Source organism: Asticcacaulis taihuensis (genome assembly GCF_900100255.1).
Classification (GTDB): Bacteria; Pseudomonadota; Alphaproteobacteria; order Caulobacterales; family Caulobacteraceae; genus Asticcacaulis; species Asticcacaulis taihuensis.
The window spans coordinates 335,495-350,159 of record NZ_FMTS01000001.1; the positions used below are offsets into that span (position 1 = coordinate 335,495).

The window sequence follows — 14,665 nt, forward strand, 5'->3', positions numbered from 1 at the left end:
CTGGCTCTGACGATACATTCATGAGACAAATTACCTTAATCCTCTTCCTTTCTTAATCCGTGCTTATCTGGCTTATCTGTGGATTCAAACCTTTAAAGCGTCTGCCAGTCGATGATCGAGAGGCCATAGCCTTCCAGCGCTGCCGGCTTCGGGCGTGTACCGGACAGGGCGATCATGTCGCGTACACCGAGATCGAGCAGTATCTGCGCGCCAACGCCATAATCGCGCAGGCCGCGCGGGCTGTGATTCGCGCCGTCGTCGGAACCGAAACGGCCGGAAAGCACCTTCGGGTCGGGATCGCGCAGCAACACCATGACAGCCGGGCCATTGTGATCGGCCAGCGCCTGCATCGCCTTCTGCACATAGTTACTGCGGAAGGCCCCGCCTTGCCCGCCCAGCACATCCGAGGCGATATCGAGTTGGTGCATCCGCACCAGGGTCGGCTTGTTCGGCACCGGCTGGGCTTTCACAAGAGCCAAATGCTCGGCGCCATCCAGTTGATTGCGATAAACAAGCAAACGGAACTGACCGCCCCACTCGCTCTCAAACGGACGCTCCAGCACACGTTCGACAAAGCGTTCGGTGCGCCGGCGATAGGCGATCAGGTCGGCAATGGTGCCGATCTTCAGGCCATGCAACTGGGCAAAAGGCACCAGGTCCGGCAAGCGCGCCATGGTGCCGTCGTCATTGATGATCTCGCAGATCACACCGGCGGGATAGAGGCCCGCCATGCGCGAGATATCAACGGCGGCTTCCGTATGGCCAGCGCGGACCAGCACGCCGCCTTCACGTGCGACCAGCGGGAAGACATGGCCCGGCGAGACGATATCGCGGGAATCCTTAGTGGTGTCGATGGCGACAGCGATGGTATGGGCGCGGTCCTTCGGCGAAATGCCGGTGGAGATGCCGTCCTTGGCCTCGATCGATACGGTGAAAGCCGTGCCATTGCGGGCGCCATTGTCGTGCACCATCGGCGGCAGGCGCAGGGTCTTGGCGCGTTCGCCGGTGATCGACAGGCAGATCAGGCCGCGGGCAAAACGCGCCATGAAGTTGATGATGTCGGGCGTCGCCATTTGAGCCGGAATAACGACATCACCCTCATTCTCGCGGTCCTCGGCATCAATCAGGATATAGGGGCGGCCATTGCGGGCGTCTTCCAGGATATCCTCAATCGAGGAAATCGGGCTGTCATAGCTGTCAGCGCTCGCGCCGAGGTCATTGGTGATCTTGTTGAACGACATAGGGCTTACTCAGTTTCAAACCAGCGGGCGGCATAGCGCGCCAGGCGGTCAACCTCAAGGTTTACGCTGTCACCCACGCTTGTTTTCGACAAGGTTGTGTGCAGCCAGGTGTGGGGAATGATGTTGACGCCGAAGGTCTGTCCCTCGACTTCGTTGACGGTCAGCGAAATACCATCTAGCGCCACCGAGCCTTTCGGGGCGATAAAGCGGTGCAGTGGCGCCGGCGCCTCGAATGTCAGGCGGTAGCTGTCGCCGTCCTGTTTGACGCTGATCAGCTTCGCCAGTCCGTCGACATGGCCGGAAACGATATGGCCGCCCAGTTCATCGCCGATTTTCAGGGCGCGCTCGATATTGACCTTGGAGCCTTCCTGCCACTGGCCTAGATTGGTCAGGCTGAGCGTTTCGTTGGAAACGTCGAGGTCGTAGCTGCGGCCCTGTTTGGAAACCACTGTCAGGCAGCAGCCGGCGTGGCTGATCGAGGCGCCGATCTCGACATCGTCGAGGTCGAAATCGACATGCATGGTCAGGCGCACGCCGGCGTCCGACCTGATCAGGGTCTCGACTGTCCCCATGCTTGAAATAATGCCCGTAAACACTTGGTATTTTATCCTTAATCGCCGGTGTCTGGATCGGCGTTCCGCAAGGCGTTTATCCACAGATTGCACAGATTAACACAGATTAAAAAAGGAAGAGGATTAAGGGAATTCAGCTCCGAATTGTCTGGTCAGTGCAGGACGCTTAAAAGAGCGCGAAGCGCTCAAGGTAAGTAAATCGTCGCCCCCTCATTGTCTCCGATCAGAACGCAGACATGTCCATTTCTCCTCTTAAGCCTCTTCCTTTCTTAATCTGTGCTAATCTGTGCAATCTGTGGATAAATACCTTCCTTAACTTAATTCATAGGTTTCCCAGAGGTCGTCGCCGACCGACTGAACGCCCAGGCGCGTGAACCGCACCATGTGGCTAATATCGTCAATATTCAGGTGCCCGATCACCGGCCGGGCATCTCCGCCCAAGATGGTGGCCGAGCGGAACCATTCAAGGCGATCGATCAGGCTGGCGCGCAGAAATGCCGTGGCGATGACGCCGCCGCCTTCGACAAACAGCCGCCCTATCCCCGCCGCACTGATGGCTTCCAGCGCCGCTTCCAGGTCTACACGCTGGTGCTTCGACGGCACTTTTAGGGCCCGAACACCCAACGATTGCATTTCACCAGTGACCTCGGTGGTCGTCACGACATAGGTCGGGATAACCCGCGCCGTCTGGGCCAGTTTCGATGTCAAAGGCAGACGAGACCGTGAATCGAGCACGATCCGCGCCGGTTGATAGCCTTCATAATTCGGCAGGCGGACGGTGAGCTCCGGATCATCCTTCAGAACAGTTTCGATGCCGACGAGCACGGCGTCATGGCCGCCGCGCAATTCATGGACGACGCGTCGCGCCTCCTCGCCAGTGATCCATTTGCTCTGACCGGAGGCCGTAGCGATCCGGCCATCAAGCGTGGTGGCCAGCTTTAATGTGATTTGTGGGCGCATTACTCCGAACCTCGTTTAGAGGTTCGGCAAGGGCGACTGCCCGCCGCGCACGTTTGCGCGTAAGCCCGCGCGGCATCTGAGCGCACTAGAAAAAAGCTTAATTGCGAATGGCTTGCCATTTGCAATTAAGCATCATCGGATGGGGAGATATCCTGCTCGCCCAGCCCCTGCCTGATGTCCTTCGGATCTTCCGGCGCGTCATTGTCCAGCCCCTCGTCGCCCAGGAACTTGGCAAAATCCGAGGTCTCACGGAAATCCCGATAGACCGAGGCATAACGGACATAGGCCACCACATCGAGCGACTTGAGCGCATCCATCACCAGGCCGCCGACCGTATCCGACGGAATATCCGTCTCGCCCATGCTCTCCAGTTGCCGGACAATGCCGGACACCATGCGGTCCACCCGGTCCTGGTCCACCGGTCGCTTGCGAAGCGCAATTGAAATGGAGCGCTCCAGCTTTTCACGGTCAAAAGGCGTGCGCCGTCCGGAACGCTTGACCACCATCAGGTCGCGCAGTTGCACGCGTTCGAACGTGGTGAAACGTCCGCCGCACTCCGAGCACGACCGGCGGCGACGGATCGCCGCGCCGTCTTCCGACGGGCGACTATCCTTCACCTGGGTTTCAAGGTTTCCGCAAAAGGGACAACGCATTCAGGAGCCTTTAAGCGTAGATGGGGAAGTTCTTGGTCAGCATCAGCACCTGGGCGCGGACCTTTTCCTGCACGGCCAGATCAGGCTGGCCCCCATTGGCCGCCATGCCATCCACCACGTCGGCGATCAGATTGCCGATGGTGATGAACTCGGCCTCGCGGAAACCGCGCGTGGTGCCCGCGGGGGTGCCGAGACGGACGCCCGACGTGATGGTGAAGGGCTTGTCATCGAACGGAATGCCGTTCTTGTTGCAGGTGATAAAGGCCGCTTCCAGCGCCGCTTCGGTATCCTTGCCGTTCTGGCCCTTGGGGCGCAGATCGACCGACATGACATGGCTGTCGGTGCCACCAGTGACGATGGCGAGACCGCGCGAAACCAGGGTATCGGCAAGCGCCCGTGCATTGGCGACGACCTGCTTCGCATAGGTCTTGAATTCGGGCTGGAGGGCCTCACCGAAGGCTACGGCCTTGCCGGCGATGACGTGCATCAGCGGGCCGCCTTGCAGGCCTGGGAAGACCGACGAGTTGATCTTCTTGCCGATCGCTTCATCGTTCGACAGGATCAGGCCGCCGCGAGGACCGCGCAGGGTCTTGTGCGTGGTGGTGGTGACGACGTGGGCGTGCGGCAGCGGATCAGGGTAGACACCACCAGCGACCAGACCGGCATAGTGGGCCATGTCGACGAACAGGTAGGCGCCGACCGAATCGGCGATCTCGCGGAAGCGCTTGAAATCGATATGGCGCGGATAGTTGGAGGCGCCGGCGATGATCAGCTTCGGCTTGTGCTGCTGGGCCAGGTCATTGACCTGTTCCATATCGATCAGGTTGGTGTCGCGCGTTACGCCATAAGGCACGACATTGAACCACTTGCCCGACTGGTTGGCCGGGGAGCCGTGCGTCAGGTGACCGCCGCAGGCCAGGTCCATGCCCATATAGGTGTCGCCCGGCTGGAGCAGCGAGAAGAAGACGGCCTGGTTGGCCTGGGCGCCGGAATGCGGCTGGACGTTGGCGAAGGCGCAGTTGAATAGCTTTTTGGCGCGTTCGATGGCCAGACGCTCGACGTCATCGGCATATTCACAACCGCCGTAATAGCGGCGGCCGGGATAGCCTTCAGCATACTTGTTGGTGAGCACGGAGCCTTGAGCTTCCAGAACGGCCTTGGAGACGATGTTTTCCGAGGCGATCAGCTCGATCTGGTCCTGCTGGCGATGCAGTTCGCCCTTGATAGCCGCCATGACTTCGGAGTCTTGTGTGGCGAGGTCGTTGTTGAAGAAGCCTTGCGGTATGAATGAGCCGGCGTTCGCGGGTGCGTTCAAGGGAGCGATTCCTGTACTGGAGGAAGGATAAGGGGGATATGGGGAGCGTTTACGCTCATAGCCAGCACGAGGCAAGGTTTTTCCCCTCCTTCGCGGTTGCGAAATCGGCACGCATGTGGCAGTAATTGCAAGAAATCCGGACTCAAAGCATTTTGAGTGGCTATTTCTGGCGCCGATCCCCAGAACCTCCCCAATTTAAAGATATCATGATTTCCCTCACCACGCTTAAACGCGAGTGGCTGGCGAATCCGCGTAACGACCTGCTGTCCGGTACGGTTGTCGCGCTGGCGCTGATTCCCGAAGCCATCGCCTTTTCCATCATCGCCGGCGTCGATCCGGCGGTCGGGCTTTACGCCTCCTTCATCATCGCCATCACCATCGCCATCGTCGGCGGTCGACCGGCGATGATTTCGGCCGCTACGGGCTCCATGACCCTGGTCATGGCCGGTCTGGTCAAATCCCACGGACTCGATTACTTGCTGGCCGCCAGCCTATTGACCGGTGTCTTTCAGATCATCATCGGCGTGCTGAAACTCGGCAGCCTGATCCGCTTTGTATCGCGCTCGGTGATGACCGGCTTCGTCAATTCACTGGCCATACTGATCTTCCTGGCGCAGATGCCGCAACTGATCCATGTTACCTGGCCGACCTATGCCCTGGTGGCCGGCGGACTGGCAATTATCTACGGGTTTCCCTATGTCACCAAGGTGGTGCCCTCGCCGCTCGTCGCCATACTGGTCATCACCGGCCTGACCCTGTGGCTGCATCTCGATGTCAACACGGTCGGCGATATGGGCCATATGCCCACCACCCTGCCGCCCTTCCATCTGCCGCAGGTGCCGCTGACTTTGGAGACCTTCGTCACCATCGCGCCGCTTTCGGCGACGCTGGCCTTTGTTGGTCTGCTGGAATCGCTGATGACCGCCAATATTATCGATGACATGACCGATACACCGTCTGACAAGAACACCGAGACGCGTGGCCAAGGCATTGCCAATATCGTCGCATCGCTGTTCGGTGGCATGGCCGGCTGCGCCATGATCGGCCAGAGCGTGATCAATGTCACTTCCGGCGGCCGTGGGCGTCTTAGTACGCTTTGGGCCGGCCTGTTCTTGCTGCTCCTGATGCTGGCGCTCCGGCACTGGGTGGCGCAGATTCCCATGGCGGCGCTGGTGGCGGTGATGATCACGGTCAGCATCGGCACCTTCGACTGGCAGTCTATCCTGCGCCTGCGTACGGCGCCGAAGCAATCGAGCGCCGTTATGCTGGTGACGACGGTGGCGGTGGTCGCCACGGGCAATCTGTCGATTGGCGTGCTGCTGGGCGTCCTGATGAGCGTTATCTTCTTCGCGCTGAAGGTCAGTCGGCTTGTCTCAGTAGAATGCACGGAAACGGACGATGGCCGGACGCGGGTTTACACCGTGCATGGCCAGTTGTTCTTCGTGTCGGCCGATCTCTTCACCAGCGGTTTCGAGTTCCACGGTCATCCGGAAAAGGTGACGATCGATCTCAGCCAGGCGCGGGTGTGGGATATCACCGCGGTCGAGGCCATCGACAAGGCCGTCTTCCGTTATCGCAAGAGCGGCGCTGACGTGCAGGTCATCGGTATGAGCGAGGCGTGCAGCACCCTGGTGGAAAAGGTCGGGCAGTTCGACAAGACGTTTCTGCCGTCAGGCGCCATCGGTCACTAGACCAGGGTGCCACGGCCGGGGGGTGACGGTTTCTGTCCGCCCGGTCCATTTCCCTGGCCCAGCTTGTTCTTCAGCTTAAGCACGGCCAAGCGCTTGACGCCTTCCGGATCATTGACCGGCCCCATGGCCGTGGCCTCTTCCGCGGTATCGGCATCAATCGCCGTGACCTTCAGATAGGCGCCCTTCCGCTGCATCTCGATATAGATTTCGGACATGGACGGAGTGTGCCGCGACTCTGAGTTTGTGGCAAGCTTACGCCACAGCCGGCAGGCGGGCCACGTTGCACATGGTCCAGAGCTTGTCCATCGACTCGACCAGATGATCGATCATCTCGTCCGTATGGTCCGGCGACGGCGTGAAGCGCAGGCGCTCGGTGCCCTTCGGCACGGTCGGGTAGTTGATCGGCTGGACATAAATGCCGAAATCATTGAGCAGCATGTCCGAGACCATCTTGCAGTGCTTGGCGTTGCCGACCAGCACCGGCACGATGTGCGACTGCGTCGGGAAGGTGGCGATGCCGACCGCGCGCAGCTTCTTCAACAGGCTTTGGGCGCGCTCCTGATGAGCGACGCGCTTTTCATTGTGTTCCTTCAGGTACTTCACAGAAGCGGCGGCACCGGCCATCACGGCAGGCGGCAGCGAGGTGGTGAAGATAAAGCCAGATGCCCACAGGCGGATGGCATCGACCATGGCCGAGGTGCCGGCGATATAGCCGCCCATCATGCCGAACGCCTTGCCCAGCGTGCCTTCGATGATGTCGATTTCGCCCATAATGCCATCGCGTTCGGCAACCCCTGCCCCGCGTACGCCATAGAGGCCAACGGCATGGACTTCATCGATATAGGTCAGGGCGTTGTATTTCTTGGCCAGAGCCACGGTGCCGCGAACGTCCGAGATATCGCCATCCATCGAATAGACGGATTCGAAAGCGATCAGCTTCGGCGCATTGGCTGGCGCGGTCTTCAGCAGTTCTTCGAGGTGTTCGAGATCGTTATGGCGGAAAACATGGCGCTCGCCACGACCATTGCGGATACCCTGGATCATCGAGGCGTGGTTCAGTTCATCCGAAAAGATGATCAGGCCCGGCAGGATTTTATAAAGCGTCGTCAGGGTCGCTTCATTGGCGACATAGCCGGAGGTGAAGACCAGCGCGGCTTCCTTGTGGTGCAGGTCAGCCAGTTCGGCTTCGAGCTGGTTGTGATAGAAGGTGGTGCCGGAGATATTGCGCGTACCGCCCGAACCAGAGCCCACCGCATCGATGGCTTCGTGCATGGCGTCCATGACGACCGGATTTTGCCCCTGGCCGAGATAATCGTTCGAGCACCAGACGGTGACGTCCTGCTCGCTGCCGTCTTCCTTGATCCAGGTGGCGCGGGGAAACTGACCAGCGTGTCGCTTCAAATTGGCGAACACGCGATAGCGCCCTTCGGCGCGAACAGCTTCTACAGCGGCCTCGAAAGCGGCATTATAGTTCATATCACACTCCGACGGCGACATTTTCGCCGCGTATCCTGTTGACGAAATAGCGCTTCCGTCAGGACCGATCAAGTCATCCGGGGGTTAAAATAACCCACCGGAGATATTCAAAATGACATTGCGGCAAATTCGTTTCAAATTCCAGCGGTTTTGCTTAAACCTATCTGCGCACATTGTCGCAGCTAAAGTATGACTCATTCAAATACTTCCCCTCTCCCTGCGTAGCGGGGAGAGGACGACGAGCAAGGCGAAGCCGCAGATCGTCGGGTGAGGGGCTTATAACCGGCTGGGTATGCCCCTCACCCGATCGCCTTCGCTAAGCTCGGCTCTCGTCCTCTCCCCGCTACGCAGGGAGAGGGGAAACAGAAATTTATGGATTTTAGGAGTTTGCTTTGTCGAAAATCTGGATATGCCTGTTTCGCGGCATCAATGTCGGCGGCAATAACAAGCTACCGATGAAGGAGCTGACCAATGTCATGCTGTCAGCGGGCCTAACGGACGTGAAGACCTATATCGCCAGCGGCAATGTGGTTTTTCGCTCTGAGCGTGGTGAGCAAGAGATTGAAGCCTTGATCGGCGATCTGGTCGAAACAAACTTCGGCTTTCGCCCAGCGGTTTTCCTGATCACTCTGGCGCATCTGGAAAAGGCGCTGGCAGAAAATCCCTATCGAAACCACGAACATCAGGGCAAGGCGCAGCATGTGTTCTTCTTCAAGGCACCGCCGACCAAAGTAGATCATGACCTGCTGGACAGCCTGAAGGCCGACGGCGAAGCCTATGAAATCACGGACGAACTGATGTATCTCTATGCACCAGAAGGTATTGGCCGCTCAAAAATGGTCGAAAAGATCGGCCGCGCCATCAAAGCTGATATGACCGCCCGCAATCTGAATACGGTCGAGACCTTGCGGGATATGGCGGCGGAGTTGGAAGGGTAAGATGCGACACAATTCAGTTTGGATTAGAATATAATGCAATCAGATATGATTGAAGCCATTGGGATTGATGATAACGGTTCACTTTGGTTGAAGCCCATAACCACGAAATTTCCATACATTTACAGAGAAGCTATGGAGGTAAGCTGGGATGTTCAACATCAACGTTTATGCGGGCCCAAACCGCATAAATGGTCATATATCGACTGGTTTAAGCAGATTATCGCTGCTGCGCGCGAACAAGGTACATATCTGACATTTGCTCCCACAACTTCCTGGACAAACATTCACCCAGAGTTGCAACAGGAAATTTTAGCCGTGGCACTTAAGGATTCTCTACGATGACTTACCTTGCAGGACATCCCGGCAAGATTAGGAAAAGGTTGATCCACAGATTACACAGATTGCACAGATTAATTCGTGCAATTACCGGCTAATAGCCTATATCACGGCCAACAGTTTAAAGCGGCGCGAAGCGCCATCCTTAATCTGTGCAATCTGTGTAATCTGTGGATTCCCTTTCTTAAGAGTACGCCATGACCTTCAATCCGATCCTTGCCCCCTATCCGGCCGGCCGGCCCCGTCGTCTGCGCCAGAGCCCGTGGATACGCGACCTGGTGGCGGAAAATCGCCTGCACGTTTCCGACCTGATCTGGCCGATCTTCGTCCATGATCAGGACAAGGCGCGCGACGCGATCGGCTCGTTGCAGGGTGTCGATCGCCTGAGCATCGCCGAGGCGGTCAAGGAAGCCCGCGAAGCAAAGGCGCTCGGAATCAATGTCATAGCGCTGTTTCCTCACCTCAATGAGAAAATCCGTACATCGGATGCGAAGGCCGCCATCGATCCGGACGGCCTGATCGTCCAGACCTGCCGCGCCATCAAGGCGGCCGTACCGGATATCGGCCTGCTGGTCGATATCGCGCTCGATCCCTATACCGATCATGGCCATGACGGCCTGCTTGATGACGACGGCAGGATCGCCAATGACGCCACAGTCGAGATGCTGGTGCAGCAGTCGCTTACCCTGACAGCCGGCGGCGCCGATATCCTGGCGCCTTCCGATATGATGGACGGCCGCATCGGCGCGATCCGCAACGCGCTGGAAGCCGCCGGCCATCAGGACACGATGATCATGTCCTACGCTGCCAAATATGCCTCGGCCTTCTATGGCCCCTACCGTGATGCCATCGGCGTCAAGGCGCTGAAGGGCGACAAGAAGACCTACCAGATGGATTCGGCCAATACCGAGGAAGCCCTGCGCGAGGTCGCCATCGATATTTCTGAAGGCGCCGACATGGTGATGGTCAAGCCGGGCCTGCCCTATCTCGATATCGTCCAGCGCGTCTCGGAGACCTTCAAGGTTCCGACCTTCGTTTACCAGGTCAGTGGCGAATACGCGATGATCAAGGCGGCGGTCGAGAAAGGCTATATGGACCACGACCGCGGCGTGATGGAAACCCTGCTGGCCTTCAAGCGCGCCGGCGCTTCGGGTATCCTGACCTATTTCGCCAAGCACGTCGCCGAACTTCTGAAAGCCTGATCATGGAAATCTATAAAGACCTGCAAAAGGCGCTCAATGCCGGCACCTATGTGCGTCTGACCCTGGCCGATGGCGAGCATGAAGGCTTTGTCATTGCCCTCAGCCCGGCGCTGGTGCTGTTGCAGGCGATCCACGAATGGCAGGATGTCGGGGCGCTCGTTGCGCCGGTCGAAACGGTCGAGGCCGTCGAAATCTCCGATTACCACGACGACCAGATCAAGATCCTCGATTTCAACAGCGTCAAGCGCACCAAGCGCTATGGCTGGGTACGGCTCGGCGGCTGGCAGGACCTGTTCAAGTCGCTGCAGTTCAAGGAAAAGTTCGTTGTGGTTTCGGCCGAGGACGGCACCGAGGTTGGCCTCATCGATACGATCGAGGCCGATTGCGTGGTGATCAAGGCGATCGATCCCGGCGGCAACTGGCAGGCCGACGAGGTCGAATGGCCATTCGACGATATTACGCTGGTGCAGTTCGACGACAGCTATAGCCGCACCCTGCAACGCTATGTCGAAAAGCGGGCGTCACAACCGACCAGTCATTAGGATGTAACCGGATGGCGCGCGGTGGCGTATAGTCAGGCATGTCCCGATTTATCCGCTCGCTCTGCCTTGCCCTGATCCTGCCAGTTATGACCAGTTGCGCAAAGGCCGCGCCCGAAGCGCACCAGCCGGTCGTTGTTGAATTGTTCACCAGCCAGGGCTGTTCGTCATGCCCGCCGGCGAATGCCACCCTGAACCAGCTTGCCGACCGCAAGGATGTGCTGGCCCTCAGTTTTGGCGTAATTTACTGGGACTATCTCGGCTGGAAGGACACTTTCGCCAGCCCCGCCAATACCCGGCGGCAGTACGATTATGCAAAAGGTTTGCATCATGATGGCGTTTTCACGCCGCAGATGATCGTCAATGGCCGCAGGGATACGACCGGGCAGAGCCTGTCCATCGTTGCCCCCCTGATCGAGGCCGCGAAAAAAAACCCTCCGGGTCCGGCGATCCGGCTTGGCGGGGACAAGGTCACGATCGCTGCCGCCGGATCACAGCCCGCAACCGTCTGGCTGGTGCGTTACGATCCAAGGGTGGTGCAGGTGCCGGTCAATCGCGGCGAAAATGCCGGGCGTACCCTGCCGCATCGCAATGTGGTCCGCGAACTGATCCGTCTCGGTGCTTTTTCCGGCCAGACAGTCGATTTCACCTTGCCAAAAGCCAGCATGGCCGGACTGAAGACGGCGGTTCTTGTCCAATCCGGCACAGGCGGACCTGTTCTCTCCGCCGCAACAGACTAACCGCGGCGCGCCGCCTCGATCCTGGCGACATCGATCTTCTTCATGTCCATCATGGCGGCGAAAGCACGTTTGGCTTCATCGCCGCCGGCGGCCATGGCATCGGTCAGGACGCGCGGCGTGATCTGCCACGAAATCCCCCACCTGTCCTTGCACCACCCACAAGCGCTTTCCTGGCCGCCATTGCCGACAATGGCGTTCCAGTAACGGTCGGTTTCGGCCTGGTCATCCGTGGCGATCTGGAACGAAAAGGCTTCGCTGTGTTTGAATATAGGCCCGCCATTGAGCCCAATGCAGGCGACGCCGGCCACGGTAAATTCAACCGTCAGCACATCGCCGGCCTTACCGGAGGGATAGTCGCCCGGCGCCTTATGAACGGCCGTCACGGCGCTGTCAGGAAACACTTCGGCGTAAAAACGGGCCGCGGCTTCAGCGTCCTTGTCGTACCAGATGCAGATTGTGTTTTTAGCCATGGTTATTCCTCGCTGTTTCGTTGCGAGGGAGGTTAGGCTTATCGACGCCGCTTTTGAACTGACAACCGCGTGAAGCTATTTTGCCCGACGGGCTTCAAGACGGGCGTGCAGGCTGGAGGTATCCCAGCGCTGCCCGCCCATGGCCTGGACCTCGGAATAGAACTGATCGACCAGCGCCGCCACGGACAGATGCGCGCCATTGGCCCGCGCTTCGTCGAGCGCTATCCCCAGATCCTTGCGCATCCAGTCTACAGCAAAGCCGAAATCGTATTCGTCCTTCGCCATGGTGGCCCAGCGGTTCGACATCTGCCACGAGCCAGCCGCGCCGGCAGAAATGGCGTTGAAGACCAGGTCCGGATCGAGCCCGGCGCACTTGGTGAAATGCAGCGCCTCGGCCACGCCCTGAACCGCGCCGGCAATGGCGATCTGATTGGCCATCTTGGCCATCTGGCCCGCGCCAGCTTCGCCCAGACGGGTGATTGATTTGGTATAGGCTTTTGTCAGTTCGACCACCTCAGCGTAGCGTGCCTCATCGCCGCCAACCATCACCGACAACTGGCCAGTAACCGCGCCGGCCTGTCCGCCGGAGACCGGGGCGTCGTAAAAAGTGATGTGTTTTTCGGCACATACCGCCACAAGTTCACGTGACAGTTTCGCGGACGTCGTGGTATGATCGATGATCAGAGATCCCGGCTTCATGTGAGAAATCGCGTTCAGGACCGTCTGGCGGACATCCTCGTCACGGCCGACGCACATGATGAGGGCTTCAGCGCCCAAAAGCGCTGTGCCGAGCGTCGCTTCCGCATGCATTCCGTATTCTTTCGCCCAGTCGAGCGCCTTCTGGTGCGTGCGGTTGAAGCCGTTGACCTTGTGACCGGCCTTGACCAGATGGCCCGCCATCGGCGCGCCCATGATCCCCAGACCTGCGAAACACAACCTCATGACTTAAACTCCAATTTGTCCGTATTTGCCCTTGAAAAAGGTCAGGCCAGCTTGCACCGGGTCGCTTTCGAAATGCCGGACCTCACCGACGATGACCAGGTGATCGCCGACCAGGCGCGATTCATAAAGATCGCAGGCGAAATAACCGACGACATCCTTGAGTTTCAGCGGGTCATCGGCATGGGTCAGTTCCTCATCCGGTACGATATGGGCATTTTCCCGTGCGAACCGGCGCGACAGCGCTTCGTGGCCGGCGCTCAGTATATTGATGCCGAAGCGCTGCGCCTGGGCGTAAAGCGCATAGCGATGGGCCTTCAAATCAAGGCACCATTGCACCAGCGGCGGATCGAGCGATACCGAACTGAAGGAATTGGCCGTCAGCCCGACCACATGGCCATCGACATGATCCGGATCGGCGACGGTAATCACGCAGACGCCGGTGGCGAAACCGCCCATGGCGTGACGCAATGCCTTCCTGTCCATGCCCGTCCCGGTGTGTTTCAAATCCATGCGTATCGACGTAAATGACGCAGCCCGGCAAAGCAATCACCCGCCAGGGTTTTTTCCGCAAAAGTCGCCTCAAGCCGATCTCTAAACAGGCTGTTAACGTTAATCCGGCTAGGTTGAACCCGGTTTCTACGAGAGCAGTGATTCATGGCCAGCCGCGACGCCCCCGTCGTCATCAAGAAAGTCAAGAAGGTCTCGGGCGGCGGCCACCACGGCGGCGCGTGGAAGGTCGCTTACGCCGACTTCGTGACGGCCATGATGGCCTTCTTCCTGCTGATGTGGCTGATCAATACCACCTCACCCGAACAGAAGCGCGGCGTGGCGGACTATTTCGCCCCGGCCAATGTGTCGCAATCGACCTCCGGGTCCGGCGGCATCCTGGGCGGTCAGGCGCTCGGCAAGGACGGTGACAAGAACGAGGGCACCATGTCCTTCATCGAGCAGATGGCGCCCAAGCCGCCGGAAACCCAGGACAGCGACGGCACGGCCACCGAGACCAAGGGCGCCGGCGCCACGGCCGATACCGCGGACGAATCGGACGCCCAGCGCCGCGAGCAGCAATCCTTCCAGAGCGCGGCGGAATCCTTACGCCAAGCCCTGCAGGACATGCCGGAACTGGCTGAACTGTCGAAAAACATTCTTGTCGACCAGACGCCGGAAGGTCTGCGCATCCAGTTGATCGACCAGGAAGGCCGGTCGATGTTCAACGAAAACTCAACCCAGCCGAATGATCGCGCCAAGATTCTGCTGCGCGCCGTCGCCAAGGTCATCAACCAGTTGCCGAACCGCATCTCGATCACCGGGCATACCTCCGGCTCACCGGGACAGGCCGGGCAGAACCCGCGTGACTGGTCGCTTTCCAGCGCCCGCGCCGATGCCTCGCGCGCCATCCTGCAATCGGCCGGCGTCGATCAGGACCGCATCGCCATGGTCTCCGGCAAGGCGGCCAAGGAACCGCTCTACCCGGACGACCCGTCACTGGCAGGCAATCGCCGCATCGCTATCGTCCTGCTGAGAGAGGCGCCCGTCCTTCCTCAGTAAAGGTTTTTGCTGCAACAAACCGGCATTTGCGCTTGCCGATCA

The 14,665-nt window shown here is 59.1% G+C and carries 17 protein-coding genes and 1 other annotated feature; of the genes, 7 read left to right on the plus strand and 10 right to left on the minus strand.

What is annotated here, in order from left to right; translation table 11 throughout:
* Window positions 1–92: 92 nt before the first annotated feature.
* From ribB to glyA, 5 genes are all read right to left on the minus strand, one after another.
* Window positions 93–1,241 carry a 3,4-dihydroxy-2-butanone-4-phosphate synthase gene (gene ribB, locus BLO49_RS01565; RefSeq protein WP_090643341.1) on the minus strand — a complete coding sequence of 383 codons (1,149 nt, stop codon included), beginning with the start codon at window positions 1,239–1,241 and terminating at the stop codon, window positions 93–95.
* Window positions 1,242–1,246: 5 nt separating this feature from the next.
* Complete coding sequence (locus BLO49_RS01570) at window positions 1,247–1,837, minus strand: riboflavin synthase (RefSeq protein WP_090643343.1); 591 nt, start codon at window positions 1,835–1,837, stop codon at window positions 1,247–1,249.
* A 288-nt stretch (window positions 1,838–2,125) separates the two neighbouring features.
* Window positions 2,126–2,773 (minus strand): RibD family protein, encoded by a 648-nt coding sequence (locus BLO49_RS01575; protein WP_090643346.1) that lies wholly within the window; start codon window positions 2,771–2,773, stop codon window positions 2,126–2,128.
* A gap of 125 nt (window positions 2,774–2,898) precedes the next feature.
* Window positions 2,899–3,426: a transcriptional regulator NrdR gene (gene nrdR / locus BLO49_RS01580; RefSeq protein ID WP_090643348.1), complete on the minus strand. Its 528-nt coding sequence runs from the start codon at window positions 3,424–3,426 to the stop codon at window positions 2,899–2,901.
* Window positions 3,427–3,436: 10 nt separating this feature from the next.
* Window positions 3,437–4,741 carry a serine hydroxymethyltransferase gene (glyA, locus tag BLO49_RS01585; protein WP_090643351.1) on the minus strand — a complete coding sequence of 435 codons (1,305 nt, stop codon included), beginning with the start codon at window positions 4,739–4,741 and terminating at the stop codon, window positions 3,437–3,439.
* 135 nt (window positions 4,742–4,876) lie between these two features.
* Window positions 4,877–4,931, plus strand: a sequence feature (sul1 is cis-regulatory element that is thought to sense ions involved in sulfur or methionine metabolism; They are found in Alphaproteobacteria).
* Between the two features lie 16 nt (window positions 4,932–4,947).
* Between glyA and BLO49_RS01590 the strand changes: the two genes are divergently transcribed.
* A complete protein-coding gene (locus BLO49_RS01590) occupies window positions 4,948–6,432 on the plus strand; it encodes a SulP family inorganic anion transporter (RefSeq protein ID WP_090643353.1) in 1,485 nt (494 codons plus the stop codon).
* On the opposite strand, the gene BLO49_RS01595 is transcribed toward BLO49_RS01590, so the two are convergent.
* Both BLO49_RS01595 and hemA read right to left on the minus strand, forming a co-directional pair.
* Window positions 6,429–6,647: a DUF6898 family protein gene (locus tag BLO49_RS01595; protein WP_090643356.1), complete on the minus strand. Its 219-nt coding sequence runs from the start codon at window positions 6,645–6,647 to the stop codon at window positions 6,429–6,431. The genes BLO49_RS01590 and BLO49_RS01595 overlap by 4 nt on opposite strands.
* A 37-nt stretch (window positions 6,648–6,684) precedes the next feature.
* Complete coding sequence (gene hemA / locus BLO49_RS01600; RefSeq protein WP_090643359.1) at window positions 6,685–7,908, minus strand: 5-aminolevulinate synthase; 1,224 nt, start codon at window positions 7,906–7,908, stop codon at window positions 6,685–6,687.
* 392 nt (window positions 7,909–8,300) lie between these two features.
* Between hemA and BLO49_RS01605 the strand changes: the two genes are divergently transcribed.
* The 5 genes from BLO49_RS01605 to BLO49_RS01620 all read left to right on the plus strand — a co-directional run bounded on the left by BLO49_RS01605 (window position 8,301) and on the right by BLO49_RS01620 (window position 11,663).
* The gene (locus BLO49_RS01605) at window positions 8,301–8,846 is read left to right on the plus strand and encodes a DUF1697 domain-containing protein (protein ID WP_090643362.1); all 546 of its coding nucleotides are present in this window, start codon (window positions 8,301–8,303) and stop codon (window positions 8,844–8,846) included.
* Window positions 8,847–8,891: 45 nt separating this feature from the next.
* The gene (locus tag BLO49_RS18090) at window positions 8,892–9,188 is read left to right on the plus strand and encodes a hypothetical protein (protein WP_139159597.1); all 297 of its coding nucleotides are present in this window, start codon (window positions 8,892–8,894) and stop codon (window positions 9,186–9,188) included.
* Between the two features lie 191 nt (window positions 9,189–9,379).
* A complete protein-coding gene (gene hemB / locus BLO49_RS01610; RefSeq protein WP_090643365.1) occupies window positions 9,380–10,384 on the plus strand; it encodes a porphobilinogen synthase in 1,005 nt (334 codons plus the stop codon).
* A 2-nt stretch (window positions 10,385–10,386) separates the two neighbouring features.
* Complete coding sequence (locus BLO49_RS01615; protein WP_090643367.1) at window positions 10,387–10,926, plus strand: hypothetical protein; 540 nt, start codon at window positions 10,387–10,389, stop codon at window positions 10,924–10,926.
* Between the two features lie 38 nt (window positions 10,927–10,964).
* On the plus strand, window positions 10,965–11,663 hold the full coding sequence (locus BLO49_RS01620; RefSeq protein WP_220083684.1) for a DUF1223 domain-containing protein: 699 nt from the start codon (window positions 10,965–10,967) through the stop codon (window positions 11,661–11,663).
* Here BLO49_RS01620 and BLO49_RS01625 read toward each other — a convergent pair.
* From BLO49_RS01625 to BLO49_RS01635, 3 genes are all read right to left on the minus strand, one after another.
* Window positions 11,660–12,133 carry a VOC family protein gene (locus BLO49_RS01625; RefSeq protein ID WP_090643370.1) on the minus strand — a complete coding sequence of 158 codons (474 nt, stop codon included), beginning with the start codon at window positions 12,131–12,133 and terminating at the stop codon, window positions 11,660–11,662. The two genes, BLO49_RS01620 and BLO49_RS01625, sit on opposite strands and share 4 nt — an antisense overlap.
* A gap of 75 nt (window positions 12,134–12,208) precedes the next feature.
* On the minus strand, window positions 12,209–13,075 hold the full coding sequence (locus tag BLO49_RS01630; protein WP_090643372.1) for an NAD(P)-dependent oxidoreductase: 867 nt from the start codon (window positions 13,073–13,075) through the stop codon (window positions 12,209–12,211).
* A gap of 3 nt (window positions 13,076–13,078) precedes the next feature.
* The gene (locus tag BLO49_RS01635) at window positions 13,079–13,558 is read right to left on the minus strand and encodes a flavin reductase family protein (protein WP_090643374.1); all 480 of its coding nucleotides are present in this window, start codon (window positions 13,556–13,558) and stop codon (window positions 13,079–13,081) included.
* Window positions 13,559–13,729: 171 nt separating this feature from the next.
* Here BLO49_RS01635 and BLO49_RS01640 point away from each other — a divergent pair, with 171 nt between their 5' ends.
* Entirely contained in the window at window positions 13,730–14,623 is an 894-nt protein-coding gene (locus tag BLO49_RS01640) for a flagellar motor protein MotB (RefSeq protein ID WP_090643377.1), read from the plus strand.
* Window positions 14,624–14,665: the final 42 nt, after the last annotated feature.

Bases quoted from the DNA above. Each gene is read 5' to 3' on its own strand.
- BLO49_RS01575 (WP_090643346.1), bottom strand. From the start codon at position 2,773: ATGCGCCCACAAATCACATTAAAGCTGGCCACCACGCTTGATGGCCGG.
- BLO49_RS01625 (WP_090643370.1), bottom strand. From the start codon at position 12,133: ATGGCTAAAAACACAATCTGCATCTGGTACGACAAGGACGCTGAAGCC.
- BLO49_RS01635 (WP_090643374.1), bottom strand. From the start codon at position 13,558: ATGGACAGGAAGGCATTGCGTCACGCCATGGGCGGTTTCGCCACCGGC.
- hemB (WP_090643365.1), top strand. From the start codon at position 9,380: ATGACCTTCAATCCGATCCTTGCCCCCTATCCGGCCGGCCGGCCCCGT.
- nrdR (WP_090643348.1), bottom strand. From the start codon at position 3,426: ATGCGTTGTCCCTTTTGCGGAAACCTTGAAACCCAGGTGAAGGATAGT.
- ribB (WP_090643341.1), bottom strand. From the start codon at position 1,241: ATGTCGTTCAACAAGATCACCAATGACCTCGGCGCGAGCGCTGACAGC.
- BLO49_RS01590 (WP_090643353.1), top strand. From the start codon at position 4,948: ATGATTTCCCTCACCACGCTTAAACGCGAGTGGCTGGCGAATCCGCGT.
- BLO49_RS18090 (WP_139159597.1), top strand. From the start codon at position 8,892: ATGATTGAAGCCATTGGGATTGATGATAACGGTTCACTTTGGTTGAAG.
- BLO49_RS01630 (WP_090643372.1), bottom strand. From the start codon at position 13,075: ATGAGGTTGTGTTTCGCAGGTCTGGGGATCATGGGCGCGCCGATGGCG.
- BLO49_RS01640 (WP_090643377.1), top strand. From the start codon at position 13,730: ATGGCCAGCCGCGACGCCCCCGTCGTCATCAAGAAAGTCAAGAAGGTC.
- BLO49_RS01595 (WP_090643356.1), bottom strand. From the start codon at position 6,647: ATGTCCGAAATCTATATCGAGATGCAGCGGAAGGGCGCCTATCTGAAG.
- BLO49_RS01620 (WP_220083684.1), top strand. From the start codon at position 10,965: ATGTCCCGATTTATCCGCTCGCTCTGCCTTGCCCTGATCCTGCCAGTT.
- BLO49_RS01615 (WP_090643367.1), top strand. From the start codon at position 10,387: ATGGAAATCTATAAAGACCTGCAAAAGGCGCTCAATGCCGGCACCTAT.
- hemA (WP_090643359.1), bottom strand. From the start codon at position 7,908: ATGAACTATAATGCCGCTTTCGAGGCCGCTGTAGAAGCTGTTCGCGCC.